The following is a 14,398-nucleotide window of genomic DNA, read 5'->3' on the forward strand; positions in this document are numbered from 1 at the left end:
CCCCGAGTCCTCGTCCACGGTGACGTCAGACCCGGCGGTGAAGCTGGGCGCATCGTTCACCGCTGTCACGGTCAGAGTCACCGTGGCGGCTAGAGTCGAGTTCAGTTGCCCATCGTTCGCCCAGTAGGTAAAGCTATCGTTGCCGTTGAAGTTGAGGGTCGGGGTATAGACAAACGAGCCGTCGGAGCTGAGCGCGAGATCCCCATTCGTCGGCCCGGCGCCCAGGACGGCTGTAAGCGGATCGAGCTCAGGGTCGGTGTCATTCGCCAGCACGCCAGAGGCAGCAAGCACTGTGAGCGAGGTGTCCTCGTTTGTGGAGTAGCCATCGTCTACTGCGGTTGGCGGGTCATTATCATCTTTAATCGTGCCGGTGGCGGTAGTGTCTGTGAAAGGTTTCTTCACGCTGGTGGAAGAGTCCGGCAGTAGTTCCAGCGTAAATGTCTCATCGCTCTCGTCGACGAGATCATCAATGAGCGGGATCTGGATCGTGCCGGAGATATGGTTGGTCGAGATCAGCAGCGTTCCGGTCGTCGTGCCGGTAAAGTCGGTGCCGCTTGTCGCCGTGCCATTAACTGTTTTGTAGGCGATGCTGATGTCTTCGAGGGTGCTGACCTTATCCAGCGTAACGACAAAGTCGATCGTGCCGTCGTTCTCAAACGCTGTCGGATCAGAGATCGAGTCTACCGTCGGGTTATCATCATCAATGATGACCGCGAAGGTATCGATGTTAGCGCCAACGGCGGGGATAATGGTGCTGACCGTTGAGGAGAGGATATGTGCGCGGACGATAAAGCCCTCCTGCAACTCGTCCTCAACGTCGCCGTAGATCGTCACCGGGAAGAACTTCTCGGTCTCGCCGGGGTTAAAGGTCAGGTCGGTTTGGGTGGCGCTGTAGTCGGTGCCCTCTGTCGCCGGATGAGGATCACCGAGTATAGGCAGCGTGCTCATCCGGATCACAATCTTCTGCCCTGATCCGACCGCCTGTGAGAGCTTGACGCTATAGTTGATAACGGTAGAACCGGTATCGCCCTCGACAATGGGATCTGAGGGGGTGAGGGTCACAGTGACGATAGGATCCGCTAGGATAATCTGTGTGCCAACCCCAAGGAGAGCCAGAATAAGAATAGCGGCGATGGCGATCTGGGCGCGGGGCTTACGTAGGTTTACTGCGTCGAAGAGCCTACGACGAGGGGTGTGAGGGTGATCCATAAAGGCCGCTCCTTGGATACGCCGCGACAGTCATTGAAGAGTTGCTTGCTGGGCACGCGAGCCACACGACAGAGGCGCAATCAGATGGGTGGGGAATGGCCGGTGATTGCGCACAGAGATAGTACGGCTGACGCTGTGCCATCTCTACAATACAGATACCTGATCGGTGTCACAATAGGCCATTCATCCCCCGCTCATCTCCCTCTCATAACGGCAGGTACTAGTAGGAAGGATGACCTGGCCTGATGAGCGGAGATCGCGGCGGCGAATGCTGTTGACGGATCAGCATTTGCTAGATAGCTATTGTACACAGCTGACGTGCTTTTTGCACTTCTGTAATCTACAAGTTGCAGATCTTCTACTCAGCGGAATGCGAAGTAGGCGCAGATGAGGGCGATGAGGAGGGAGAAGGCGGTGATACTGATCATGATTACCCGCTCCCAGTTAAAGAAGCGCCAATCTGCGGGGATCATATTCTCGAAGCCGTAGATCGTGAGCTTATAGAGGCCGCTATCTCCGGGCTTTCCGAGGTCGAAGACTATGTCGGTGACCGGGATGAAGGTGATCGTCAGCTCGCTGAGCACAATGCGCGTGTCGGGGTCGGCGCGCTGCTGGGCCTCGGCGAGCATTGGTGCGATGGCCTTAAGCGTCGACCACTCGGGGCGGAAGCCGCCGCTCTGGCGCTCGCGATAGATCAGCTCGGCCTTACAGGTGCGTTGCAGCCAGCTCTCATCAAGCGCCGGCCGGTCGTCCTGTGCATGGATGAGATCGGTGCGCCTCCGCCAGCGAAACGTCTTGCGCTGGACAAGCCGCCCGACGCCTTCGCACCGCGCGCAGGTGATTCCGCCTCGGCCCTCGCACTCCGGGCATGGGACGAGCACCTGCTCGGTGCGCGGGGCGGGCGGCGCCTGGGCTGTCGCTGGCGGCTCGGCCTCCTGCGTGGCGCTGCCCCGCGTGCGCCTGCCGCCCCCGGCGCCATTTGGGAACGTCGCTGCCGCAGTGGCTGCGCCGGCGCCGGTGGGAGAGACAGCGATCTGGCGGGTGACGAGGACGCGCTGCTTCCCGTGGCAGTGCGGGCAGGGGGTCAGTCCTCGGCCCTCGCAGGGCCGGCACGCGACGACGCGCGTTGAGCCCGGGAGGATCACCCGGTCGCCGGGGTGCTCGCTAAAATCAGTGACGACGGGCAGTTCGATCTTCCAGCGGTCAACCTCAGGCGTGAGGGCGAAGGGCTGGGCGTGAATGTCCGGCTCCTCATCGTCCTCGGCGGGGCTGCGCTGCTCGTAGAGCAGACGCAGGCGGTAGAAGTAGACATTGGCGCTGCTCGCCTTGTGCAGGCGCGCGAGGCGGCCGAGGAGCGCGATATACATCCGGTGCTGACCCGCCCATACATCGAGCAGCGACGCGAGCTGTGGTGCGCTGCGCATATCCTCGGCGCGCCGATGGGCCCGGTCGATCGGCGCGCGGATGAGATCTGGCCCGAGGGTGGTCTCAATCTCATTGGCCGCGACCCCGACGGACTGAAAGCCGGTCGGGGTCGGCGCGGCGGCGGGCGTGGCACCGAGGATGATCTGGGTTGTCATCTGGTGGCGGGCAAAGATTCGGTCGAGCTCATCGACGGCCGCGCGGGCCGAGGGGAAGCGCCGGGTCGGGTCGAGGGCGAGCATGGTGAGCATCACCCGGTCAACATCGGCGGGCATGCTCTCGACGCCGCGCTGGCGTAGGGGGATGGGCGGGTCGAAGCCGGGGTTATCGGGCAGGCCGGGAGGCTCGTCCCAGGGCAGCTGGGCGCTGAGCATATGGTAGAAGATGACGCCCAGCGAGAAGATGTCGGAGCTGTGGGTGACGGCGCGGGCGCCCTGGACGTGCTCGGGCGAGAAGAAGCCGGGGGTGCCCATAATCGCGTTGACGACCGTGATCGCCTGGCCGTTCTCGCGGGCGATCCCGAAGTCGGTCAGCAGGGCGCGCTCGCTTCCCTGCTCGATCAAGATATTGCCCGGCGACATATCTCGGTGGACGACCCCGAGGCTGTGGGCGTAGTCGAGGGCGGCGGCAATCTGGCGGAAGATCCTCAGGGCGGCGTCGAGCTGGATCCGGCCCTGCCTCTCGATCAGCTGGCGCAGCGACCCGCCCTCGATATGCTCCAGCATTGTGTAGAAGAAGGGCTGGCTGTAGCCGTGGTCGTAGAGCTGGACGATGTTGGGGTGGCGCAGGCGCGCGGCGATGGCGGCCTCGCGCTGGAACCGGCGGATCGCCTCGCGCTCCTGCGACATCAGCACCTTCACGGCTACCTGTCGCTCCGGCAGCTTGGTGTGGTGCGCGAGCCAGACCTGGCTCGATGCGCCGCTGCCGATCTCACGATCAAGGGTGTAGTTGCCGATCTGCTCGGGAATATTCATGGGGTGAGCTGTCGGGCTCAGATCGATCAAGGACGCCTTTGAGTCTAGGCAGAATATTATACCACTCGCATGTGCGAAAAAGTGTGCCCAGCAGACACATGCTGCACTGATGCTGCTGCGGCGCGGTTACGCCGCGCCGCAGCAGCATCAGTTTTTTGTGGGAGAGCTTTGCTCTCCCACACCCTCAGCGTGCGCCGCGTCGCAGCCCGCTAGCGCCGCCCTGGCGGCGGGAACCCCAGCGCCACATCGTCGATCACCAGCGCCCAGTCGGGGCCGCCGGCGGGCGGTGTGAAGGTCTGTGTGCCCTCGGTCGGCAGCTCGCTGATGGGCGTCGCCGCGCCGTCGCGCGGGTCGTACCACCAGGCCCGGGCCATCTTCCCGGCGACAGCATCGAGCCTCACGCTGATCGGCTGCGGTGTGGGCAGGTAGATCATCAGGTACGCCCCGTCGGATCCCCGGCAGGCCCGCGAGTGCGCCCCGCCCGACCCGGCCCCTCCCGCGATGATGCTCTGGTCGGGGATACGTGTGAGCATCGGGCGCGACTCGATCAGGGCGCGCAGGTGCCTGACCTGCCCCGCGCCAGGCCGATCCAGCGCCTCCCGCCATGTCATCGTCACATGGTTGACCGGCGCGTAGCTCGGCGCGGCGCACTGCCAGATCGCGTGGTGTCCGTAGGTGACGCCGCAGCCACCGGCGAAGACGGAGCGCCAGCACTGCTTGCGCACGTCGTAGTCGTCGAAGTAGCCGCTGGCCGGATCCCAGGTGGGCCAGGGGCTCACCGGGTGGTCCTCGTAGTTGGGCTCGCCGTCGAGGGTGGGCTTTGGCGGGAGGCGCGCGTAGTCATGGGCGATCATCTCCCAGGTCGGCACATCGTGGCCAGCGCCGTGGCCGGACTGGATCATGTTCAGGCTGACCCATGGCTCGCTGTGGAGCCACGTGGCGGATGATGTCCCTCCTGGTGGGTGGTAGCTGATTATGGGCACCCGGCCGAGACCGTCGGCAAGCCCGGAGGCCATGGCCCGCCAGATCGTCCGATCGTCAGCCCCATCGTGCTGAGGCGGCCGGTCCCCTCCCAGCACCCAGATCAGGTTGCTGTCGCCCTTGTAGCGCGCCCCGAGCCAGCGCCCATAGGCGCGCGCATTTGACTCGGTGAAGACGGCTGGGCCGCCCCCCCACATGGGCGTGACCTTGTCGCCCCAGGTTGGGAGCAGGCCGATGTAGAGGCCCAGGGCGGCCGCGAGGCGGATCACCGCGTCCATGTGGGCGAAGTAGGCCTCGTCTGGCTTGGCCGGGTCGTCGCTGTGGAGCGGGCGCGCGCCGGCGGGCGTGGGGGTGTGTAGCCCATCGAACTCGGCCAGGGCCACGGCCTGGATCACGGTGAAGCCCTTCGCCGCGCGGTTCTCCAGGTACGCCGTCGCCTCGTCAAGGGTCAGGCGGTGGAATAGCTCCCAGGCAGTGTCGCCCAGCCAGAAGAAGGGGCGTCCGTCGGTGGTGACGAGGTGGTGGCCGTCGACGCTGACGGCGAGGCGGGGCGGGGCGGTGTGGGGCATACGATCCTCATTGTGGAGGCGCAGCAGCGGGATGCGGCCGTGCGCAAGCGCACGACCGCATCCCGCTGCTGGCTCTTACAGCGGGTATGCATCAGCGATCAGGCAGCAGCCAGGCCGCGCAGGTAGCCGATGCTCTGCGCGACATCGGCGAGGGGCGACTGCGGGTGATCCTGCTCGACGATGAACCAGCGGGCGCCGGCGGCCTCGGCGCGGGGGATGAGCTCGGCCCACGGGAGCACCCCGGCGCCCACGGGGGCATCGCGCCGCTCGACGCCGGGCGCGCGATCCTTCAGGTGGACCATCGCGACACGTCCGGCGTGGCGGCCCAGCAGCTCAGCCGGGCTGACGCCAGCCACATCGGCCCAGAACAGGTCGATCTCTAGGCCGACGAGCGCCGGGTCGGTGTTGGCCGTGAGCTGCTCCCAGAGCGTGGCCCCGCCCTGCTGCGGGGCGAACTCGAAGTCGTGGTTGTGGTAGGCCAGGCGCACGCCCTCGGCCTGGAGGCGCGCGGCGAGGGCGTTTAGGCGGGCGGCGACGGCGACCCCGTCGGCGCGCAGCTCTGTGGGCAGGAAGGGCACTACGGCCTGGTCGCAGCCGATGGCGCGCAGGTCGGCCAGCGCCTCGTCGAAGCTTCCCTCCAGGCGGTCCAGGGCGATGTGGGCGGCGCAGGCGCGCACGCCAAGCTTGCGCAGGGTCGCGCCCACCGCCTGCGCATCGCTGTTGCCGAACCCGGCTAGCTCAACTGCGGCGTAGCCCATGGTGGCCACCTTACGGAGCGTGCCCAGCATATCATTCGCGGTCTCTGCGCGCAGCGTGTAGAGCTGCACGGCGATCTGGTCGGGTCGCATAATGGAGATGCCTTTCAGTGGGGCCTTATAGCCGAGCGCAGAGCGGGTGAGCGCAGAGCGCAGAACAGGATCGCAATACCGTAAAAGGCACGCTGTCACCCAGGAAGCCACATCCCCATGTCACCCTGAGCGAAGTGAAGGGTCTTCCCGCTCGAAGGTGGTAGATGCTGAGCGCAGCGAAGCATGACAGAAATACCCACGGCCCGAGTGCTTGTGTTATCCACACTATACCACCAGGGCATGTGCGGATCGCTGGGCGACTGCCTCGCGCTTCATCGGCGCCACTCATCGCCTGAGCCGCTCGATCAGGTAGTCGCGCATGCGGGCGGCTGCGGGTGCGAGGGTGCGCCCCTCGCGGGAGACGAGGGCCATGGTGCGGCTGATCGTCGGGGTGTGTAGGGGCACCACGGCCAGCCGCTCGTCGCCGCCGAGCGCCATGCGTGGGATCACCGCCACGCCCAGGTTGGCCTCCACAAGGCGCAGCAGCAGCTCCATCGAGCCGCTATCGAGCACCACCTGGGGTGTGAACCCGGCCTGGCGGCAGGCCTGGCTGAGCGCCTGGCGCACGTAGCCGGCCGGCGAGTAGAGCAGGAATCGCTCCTCGCCGAGCTCGGCGATGCTCAGCACCTGCGCGCCCGCCAGGCGATGCTCGGTCGCCAGCACCAGCACAAGATCCTCGCTGAACAGCTCGGTGATCGACAGACCGCGCTGCACGACCGGCAGCGTGACGACGGCCAGGTCGATCTGGCCATCGTTGAGGCGCTGCAGGAGCGCCTGCGAGTCGCCCTCGGCGATGTGCAGCTCGACGTTAGGGTAGTCCTGGTGGAAGTGGCGCAGCACGTCGGGGAGCAGCCGCTCGCCGATCGATGGCGGCGCGCCGATACCCACCCGCCCGCCATACGTCCCGCCGCGCTCGCGTAGCTCGGCCTTGGCGGCCTCGACATCGGCCAGGATGGTGCGCGTGTGATCCAGCAGCACCTTGCCCGTCTCGGTGAGCCGCAGCCGGCGGCCCACCCGCTCGAAGAGCGGCCCGCCCCCCAGCTCGCGCTCAAGATCTTTCAGCTGCTTGGTAATGGCCGGCTGGGCCACCGCCAGCTCGATCGCCGCCCGCGACACATGCTCGTGGCGCGCCACGGTCGCGAAGTAGATCAGGTGTCGAAGCTCCATGGCACAGCCCTCTGTCACGTTCGCTCACGGCGTCATCGCCCAGGGCGCTGGCTATCTGGCTGGGCCGTAGTATACCCCATATCTCGCCGGTGCGCAGGCCGCTGTTAACCCTTGAGGTATCAGTAGGGCATAAATGATATATTAGACAGTTATGAATACCCCTGCTATGCTAGGCTCAGCACCAAACATTGTCGGGCAATGATGCACGGCATCGCGCGCTGGGGAGGGCGGGCAGGGACGCCCGCAAGCCCGGCTGGCGATGCTGATTTGTGTGCGCCACCGCCGCTACCAGCTGAAGGAGACGTGTATGTTCCGCGCCATCATCGCCGCCGCCAGCAGCGCAGAGATCCACCCCGGCCAGATCATCTTCTTGATCGGCGGAGAGAACCCCGAGGGCCTGGGCAATCTGCTCGGCGCGTACCTTGGCCGGCCCGATGTCGCGCGGGTGGTGCTGGTGACGGCGACCCCGGCGGTGGCCGCGCGGGTGGCCGCGCCCTACGCCGATCAGCGCGAGGATGGACGTCTGGTGACGGTGGTCGCGGGCGATGATGTCGATGGCGCGCTCTGGGCGGCGCGGCGGGGCTGGGGCGAGCCCGATGCGATGATCACGCTCCCGCTTGAGCGGCGGGCGCCGATAGCCGCCTTCGCCCCGGCGATGATGGGGGTTGCCGCCGATTAGATCATGCTCTCAGAGACGCAGTGATGGGACAGCTTCGCTGGCCCATCACTGCGTCGTGCGTTGTGCCCATCAGGCACATGATACACTGAGTGTGCTGCGGCGCGGCTTAGCCGCGCCGCAGCACACTCAGTTTTTTGAGGGAGAGCGAAGCTCTCCCACACCCTCACCGTGTGCAGCACACTCAGTTTTTTGAGGGAGAGCGAAGCTCTCCCACACCCTCACCGTGCGCGGTGCGGGCGAAACGGCCCGAATCCTCCACGCCGCCAGGCTGCGGCGATGATCTCGGCGCAGTGGTTCTCGCTAAGGGCGGCGGTGTTCAGCATCAGATGGTAGTGGGCCGGGTCCTGCCAGTGGGCGTGGTAGCGCCGGCGGACATAGCTGTCTCGGCTCTGGTCGCTGCGGGCAACCTGGTACGTGGCCTCGTCGAGGCTCAGCCCATCGCGGGCTGCGATGGTCGCCGCGCGGCGCGCGGTCGGCGCGTAGATGAAGACATTCATCACGCCCAGGTAGTCGGATAGGGCGAAGTTCGCCCCGTGGCCGGCGATCAGGGCTAGGTTGCTGCGAGCCGCCGCCGCAATCACCGCCAGGGTGGCCTGGTGACAGGTGAGCTCATCGATGCGCAGGTCCGGGTCGAGTGGCGGCGCGCCGAGAAAGAGCGCCGGCCCATCGGCGAAGGCGCGCAGGATCTGGTCGACCGGCCCATCGGCGTGCTCGTCGCGCAGCGCGACGACCTCCTCGCGCATGTGGAGCCGCTCGGCCACCTGCTGCACGATCTGGCGGTCGATGTAGCTCAGGCAGAGCTCGCGGGCCACCGCCTCGCCGATCGCCCGCCCGCCGCTGCCGAGCTCGTGGCTGATAGTGATCACGGTCATCGCGCGTGCCCCCACTACGCACAAACACAGAACAGACGCAGGACACACTGTGTCCTGCGCCTGTTCTGTATTTCTACTCCATCACCGGCATGGGCGCGGGCTCGCCGCCGCGGCGCAGGGGCAGCTCGGGCACAAAGAAGGACAGGATCAGGGCGATGATGGCCAGGACGCTCGCGTAGCGGTAGATGCTGGCGATGCTTTCGGTGAATGCGTGCTTCACTGCTAGGCTGATCTCTCCGCCAATCTTCTCGCCCTGGGCGATGGCCGTGGCCTGGGCCTGGTCGAGGCCCTGGAGCGCCCCGGCGAGGGCTTGATCGCGGGCGGCGGCCGGCAGCGCGTCCACCGTATCGAGTAGCTGGAGCAGCTCGGGCGGGGTCTGCGCATTCGCCTTGAGCGCCGCGATCGCCGCCGGGTCGCCGTCGCGGATCGCCTTGGTCAGCAGGTCGCGCTGGGCGGTGAACTGCGCGGTGATCTCCTGGGTGATGCGGGCCGACGGGTCGGTCGCCTGGCCCGTGGCCCCCTCGCCGCCGGCCGAGCCGTTGCGCAGGGCCGAGGGGTCGATCTGGGCGGCCATGGCCGGGGGCAGCTCGGCCTGGATGGGCGCGAGGTTCGCGGCGAGCGAGCTGGTCAGCGTGGTCGTCAGCACCGCGCCGAAGACCGCCGAGCCGACGACCTGGCCGATCTGCTGGAAGAACTGGCGGCTGGCCGTGGCCGAGCCGACATCCTCGCGGGGGACAGCGTTCTGCATGGCCAGGTTGAGCAGCGGCAGCGCCGGCCCGAGGCCGAGGCCGAGGGCGATCATGCGCAGGCGCACCATCCAGATCGAGGTGTCGATCTGGATGGTCGTCAGCCACCAGAGCGAGGCGACGATAATGCTCATGCCGACGATGATCGTGACCTTGTAGCGGCCGATCCGCTGCACGATCGCCGAGGAGACGATCGAGCCGAAGACCAGGCTCAGGGTGAGCGGGATGAGCGTCGTACCGGCCTCGGTGGCGCTTACGCCCAGCACGTTCACCAGGTAGAGCGAGAGGAAGAAGATCGCGGCGAACAAGGTCGCGCCGACCGAGACGCCGATTAGGTTCACCATCGTGTAGGTGCGATTGCGGAACAGGTGCAGGGGCAGGATGGGTGCCGCCGCCCGCCGCTCGGCGAACAGGAACAGCGCCAGGCCGACCACGCTTAGGGTGATCAGGCCGACCACCAGGGGCGAGCCCCAGGCGTGCTGTGTCTTGTCCAGGGTCAGGGCCAGCAGCAGCGGCACCACGGCGAGGATCAGGGTGATCGAGCCGAAGTAGTCGATCGGGCTGCGCACGCCGCTGTCCAGCTTCGGCATCTTCATGATGATGAAGGTCAGCGCCAGCAGGCCGATCGGCAGGTTCACATAGAAGACCCAGTGCCAGCTGATGTTGTCGGTGAGCAGGCCGCCGACGAAGGGGCCGACCACGCTGGAGAGGCCGAAGGCCGCGCCGAAGAGGCCCATGTAGCGGGCGCGCTCGGCGGGGGCGAACAGGTCGGCCGGGATGGCGAAGGCCGTGGAGGTGAGGGCGGCGGCGCCGAAGCCCTGGATGCCGCGGAAGATCACCAGCTGGATCATGCTCTGCGAGAGCCCGCAGAGGGCCGAGCCGGTCAGGAAGACGACGATGCCGAAGAGCAGGATGATCTTGCGCCCGTAGATGTCCGAGAGCTTGCCGTAGATCGGCACCATCGCCGTGCTCGCCAGCAGGTAGGCCGTGGAGACCCAGGCTAGCAGCTCGATGCCCTGGAGGTCGGCCACGATCCGCGGCAGCGCCGTCGAGACGATCGTCTGGTCGAGCGAGGAGAGGAACAGGCTCAGCAGCACGCCGACGAGGATGATCATCTTGGTCGGCTGGTCGAGGGCGGTGGTGTAGTCGATCCGGGTGCCGCTCGGTGCGGTCGTGGTTGCCATGGGATCTCCGTGAGGTCTCTGTGAATAGTTTTATCTTCAAAACACTTCGATAACTCGAAGTATACGAAAGCCTAGATAGTTGTCAAGTCCATCGTTAGGTCGATAGAATCGGCACGCGCGCCACTATCGGCTATCGGCTATCGGCTATGTGGAGCGCCGCGACAACCTCCTCAAGCACGCCGCCGAGGCGGGCGCAGAGCTGAGGGCTCAGGCATGCCAGCCGCTGGGCAGCCTCCTGCATGCGCATCTTGCGGAAGCGCTCGATCACCGCCATACCCTCGGCGGTGAGCGAGACCTCCTTGTGCCGCCGGTCGTGCTCAGACTCGCGCCGCTCCACGCAGCCGCCCTGAACCAGCTGGTCGACAACGTGGCTGGTGGTGCCCAGCGCCAGGTTGAGGTGCTCGCTGATCTGGGAGATCGAGGCCGGGCCGGACTTGTGCAGGTAGTTCAGGGCCACCAGCCGCGGCAGCGAGAGGTCGGCCTCGCGCAGGATAGCCAGCATCGTGCCCATCGAGTGGACGTTCAGGGCCATGTTGACGCTGGTCACAAGCTCGGCGAGGGCCAGGGTGTCGGTCTCGGTTATTGGTTCCATAGATGAGATAGTTCGATATTTCGAATAATCACATATAGAGTACCATAACCCCATACGCAGCGCAAACGGGCCTAGTGGCGTAACCCACAGAAAATGAGGTTTTGTTATGTCCGTGCGAGCGAAGCTCGCACGGACATAACAAAACCTCATCTTTACCGTGTCACGCCACTAGCGCGGTCGCCCTAGCAGCTCGGCCGCTGCTTCGGCCAGCCGACTCAGCAGCAGGGGCTTGCTCATATACAGGCTCGCCCCTGCCGCGAGGCAGCGCTCGCGGTCGCCAGCCATCGCCAGCGCGGTCAGCGCGATGATCGGGGTCTCGCGCGTGGCCACGCCAGCGCGCAGGCGGCGGATGAGCTCCAGGCCGTCCATCCCGCGCATCCGCACATCGGTGATCACCAGATTCGGCACATGCGCGCGCACACAGGCCATCGCCTCCTCTGCCGAGCCGGCGATGGTGACCTGATAGTCGCAGCGACGGAGGTAGCTCCCCAGAAGCTCCGCGCTCGCCGGGTCGTCCTCCACGAGCAGCACCGGCTGCCCGCCGCCGAGCGGCTCCGCAAGCGGCTCGGCGATCATGATCGTGGCGGCTGGGGGCGCATTCGGCGATTCCATCTGTAAGCGGAGCGCCTGCTCCCGCTCCAGATCCCACGGCAGGGTCATCGTGAAGCGGCTGCCCTTGCCCACCTCGCTCTCCAGTCGGATCCCGCCCCCGTGCATCTCGGCCAGCTGCGCCACCAGCACCAGGCCCAGCCCGCTGCCCTGCTGCCCATCCTGGTGCGCGCCAGCGATCTGGGCGAATGGCTGGAACAGGCGCTGGGCGTCCTCGGCGGCGATGCCAACGCCGGTATCCCACACGCTGAAGTACACGACCCGCTCACTGGCATTGCCCTGGAGGCTCAGCCCCACCTTGCCGCCCGCCGGGGTGAACTTCACCGCGTTTGAGAGCAGGTTGATTAGCGCCTGGCGCAGGCGACGATCATCGCCGCTGATCAGGCGTACCTCGGGGTCTATCTCGAGCGCGATCCGGATCCGCTTACGGTTCGCCATGTCGCCGACCATGCGCACGGCGGACTCACAGAGCGCTGTGACCAGGATGGGGCTAGGGTCGAGCTCGAACTGGCCGGCCTCAATCTTTGCAATATCCAGGAAGTCGTTGATCAGGGCGAGCAGGTGGCGGCCGCTCTCCTGGATCCCGTTCAGGTTCTCGATCTGCTGCTGGGTAAGCGGGCCGGAGAACTGGGCGCGGATGATCTCGGTCATCCCGAGGATGACGGTGAGCGGCGTGCGCACCTCGTGGCTCATCCCGGCGAGGAACTCATCTTTGAGCTGGGTTGCCCGCCGCAGCTCGGCGTTCGTGCGGGCCAGATCGATATTCTGCTGGATCACCGTCTCTTGCAGCAGGCGGTACTCATTGCGCTGCTGCACGCGGGCCTGGGTGGCCTCCCCGCGCTCGCTGGCGTCAGTGATGACCTGGATCAGGCCGATGATCTGGCCCGCGTCGTTGATCTGCGGGAGCGTCAGCAGATCGAGGTAGCGCACAGCGCCCATGGCGCTCTCGCGGTTGATATCCGGGAAGTGCAAGCGCTCAAGGCGGCCGGCGATGATCGCGCCGAGAGTCTCCTCGCTGCCATAGAGCTCGGGCAGCAGGTCGACGAGCGCGCTCCCGGGCGCCGCCCCCAGCTCATCGATCACGCCAATATCGCCGCCGACGCCGCGCACCACCAGGTCGCGGTCCGCTATCAGGTAGGCCATCCCGCTCGCGGCAAGGATCTGGTGTGCAATCATGGCGCTCATGGGGTCACCGTGGGTGTGATGCGATCCGCTGGGATCGGGTGGATAAGGCTCACATAGCGCTCCGAGACCCACCCGATTAGCTCCACCGTCTGGCCGCTCGAGATCGGCACCCGCACCCGATACCAGCTGCCGATCTGGGCGATCACCTCGACCGGCGACCCGAGCGGTGCCACGATGCTGCTGCGGGTGCTCGACTCGTCGGGCGTGCTGTAGAGGTACACGTTGCCGATCATCACGCCGATATATGGCGAGGGCGTGCTGGTGGCGGTGGGCGTATTGGTGGGCGTGCCGGTGGCGGTGGGCGTGCTGGTGGGCGTGCCGGTGGCGGTGGGCGTGCTGGTGGCGGTGGGCGTGCTGGTGGCGGTGGGCGTGCTGGTGGGCGTGCTGGTGGGTGTGCTGGTGGCGGTCGCCGTAGGCGGAATAGCCATGAGCGCCCCGAAGCGCGACTCCACCTGCCAGGTCCAGCCGGCGCAGAGCAGCGGCGGGATCAGGGCGATCAGGACCACCAGGGTGATCAGCGCCCACTGCACCGCGCGGCTGGTCTGGCGGGGTGCCACGGCGACCGGCGTCATCAGACTCTGTCCGAGGATGCGGCCAGCATCCTCGATCAGGGTCTGATTGCCGCCGTCGAAGTTGCGCAGCTCGTCATAGCGCTTATCATGGATCGTCACCAGCGAGTCGCGCATCTTCTCGCGGAAGTTCTGCGGCGGGACGCCCTCGACGACGGCGGCCAGGTAGGCCGCGCCGCCGGCCTCCAGCATAATCTGCCGCGACTCATAGGCGATCTCGCCAAGCTCACCGCTCTCGGCGCGGCCAAACGCGTCGCGGGCAAAGTCGCGGATCGCCGTGAGCATCCCGCTCACCAGGTCGCGGTCGGGGCGCACATCCTCAGCCGAGGAGTGGCAGATCAGCAGGCCCGAGTCGCGCTGGATCAGGAAGACCTCATCGACGCTGAAGGGCAAGGCGTTGCGCATCTCGAACTCGCGGGTGGACACGCCGCGCAGGCGCGCCTGCCAGTAGCGCGGGTCGAAGAAGACCTGCGCGCCCTGGCGCACCCGGTTATCGATCTGCTGGGCGAAGCTGCGCACCGCCTCGGTGACGGCGCGGGCGATCATCTGGCCGATCACCGGGTAGAGCGCGTCGATAATATCTTCGCGGGCCTGGTAGACCTGCTGCCGGATCGCCTCACCGATCACGGGGGCGATGGCGCGGGCCATCTCATCGCGCGAGTCGGTGATGTGCTCAGACAGAATCTCAGCGATCAGCGGGCTGATCCGATCAATGAGCGCCTCGGGCTTGAGCAGCACCCGGCGCAGCTCCTCGATCTGGAGCTTCGTCTCCGTCTCCTGGGACATAGGAGC

The 14,398-nt window shown here is 66.4% G+C and carries 11 protein-coding genes; 1 reads left to right on the forward strand and 10 read right to left on the reverse strand.

Going from position 1 to position 14,398, the window contains the following annotated elements; genetic code table 11:
* From K2Z83_RS18225 to K2Z83_RS18245, 5 genes are all read right to left on the reverse strand, one after another.
* Positions 1–1,209: cadherin-like domain-containing protein (locus tag K2Z83_RS18225; protein WP_220596618.1), on the reverse strand; the 1,209-nt coding region annotated here is incomplete at its 3' end.
* Between the two features lie 362 nt (positions 1,210–1,571).
* A complete protein-coding gene (locus K2Z83_RS18230) occupies positions 1,572–3,605 on the reverse strand; it encodes a serine/threonine-protein kinase (RefSeq protein WP_220596619.1) in 2,034 nt (677 codons plus the stop codon).
* A gap of 209 nt (positions 3,606–3,814) precedes the next feature.
* Entirely contained in the window at positions 3,815–5,155 is a 1,341-nt protein-coding gene (locus K2Z83_RS18235) for a glycoside hydrolase family 140 protein (protein ID WP_220596620.1), read from the reverse strand.
* 98 nt (positions 5,156–5,253) lie between these two features.
* Positions 5,254–6,003, reverse strand: coding sequence for a sugar phosphate isomerase/epimerase (locus tag K2Z83_RS18240; RefSeq protein WP_220596621.1), 750 nt, complete (start codon positions 6,001–6,003; stop codon positions 5,254–5,256).
* Positions 6,004–6,288: 285 nt separating this feature from the next.
* Positions 6,289–7,170 (reverse strand): LysR family transcriptional regulator, encoded by an 882-nt coding sequence (locus tag K2Z83_RS18245; RefSeq protein ID WP_220596622.1) that lies wholly within the window; start codon positions 7,168–7,170, stop codon positions 6,289–6,291.
* 307 nt (positions 7,171–7,477) lie between these two features.
* On the opposite strand from K2Z83_RS18245, the gene K2Z83_RS18250 reads away from it, so the two are divergent.
* Positions 7,478–7,849 (forward strand): hypothetical protein, encoded by a 372-nt coding sequence (locus tag K2Z83_RS18250; RefSeq protein ID WP_220596623.1) that lies wholly within the window; start codon positions 7,478–7,480, stop codon positions 7,847–7,849.
* Between the two features lie 218 nt (positions 7,850–8,067).
* Here K2Z83_RS18250 and K2Z83_RS18255 read toward each other — a convergent pair whose 3' ends face one another.
* The 5 genes from K2Z83_RS18255 to K2Z83_RS18275 form a co-directional block, all read right to left on the reverse strand.
* The gene (locus tag K2Z83_RS18255) at positions 8,068–8,721 is read right to left on the reverse strand and encodes an AAA family ATPase (protein WP_220596624.1); all 654 of its coding nucleotides are present in this window, start codon (positions 8,719–8,721) and stop codon (positions 8,068–8,070) included.
* Between the two features lie 73 nt (positions 8,722–8,794).
* Complete coding sequence (locus K2Z83_RS18260; RefSeq protein ID WP_220596625.1) at positions 8,795–10,651, reverse strand: MDR family MFS transporter; 1,857 nt, start codon at positions 10,649–10,651, stop codon at positions 8,795–8,797.
* 130 nt (positions 10,652–10,781) lie between these two features.
* Positions 10,782–11,243: a MarR family winged helix-turn-helix transcriptional regulator gene (locus tag K2Z83_RS18265; RefSeq protein ID WP_220596626.1), complete on the reverse strand. Its 462-nt coding sequence runs from the start codon at positions 11,241–11,243 to the stop codon at positions 10,782–10,784.
* Positions 11,244–11,411: 168 nt separating this feature from the next.
* Positions 11,412–13,037: an ATP-binding protein gene (locus K2Z83_RS18270; protein ID WP_220596627.1), complete on the reverse strand. Its 1,626-nt coding sequence runs from the start codon at positions 13,035–13,037 to the stop codon at positions 11,412–11,414.
* Positions 13,034–14,392, reverse strand: a complete 1,359-nt coding sequence (locus tag K2Z83_RS18275; protein WP_220596628.1) for an SH3 domain-containing protein — start codon at positions 14,390–14,392, stop codon at positions 13,034–13,036. The genes K2Z83_RS18270 and K2Z83_RS18275 overlap by 4 nt, the downstream gene beginning before the upstream one ends.
* Between the last annotated feature and the right edge of the window lie 6 nt (positions 14,393–14,398).

The organism is Oscillochloris sp. ZM17-4 (assembly GCF_019599295.1).
Lineage (GTDB): Bacteria > Chloroflexota > Chloroflexia > Chloroflexales > Chloroflexaceae > Oscillochloris.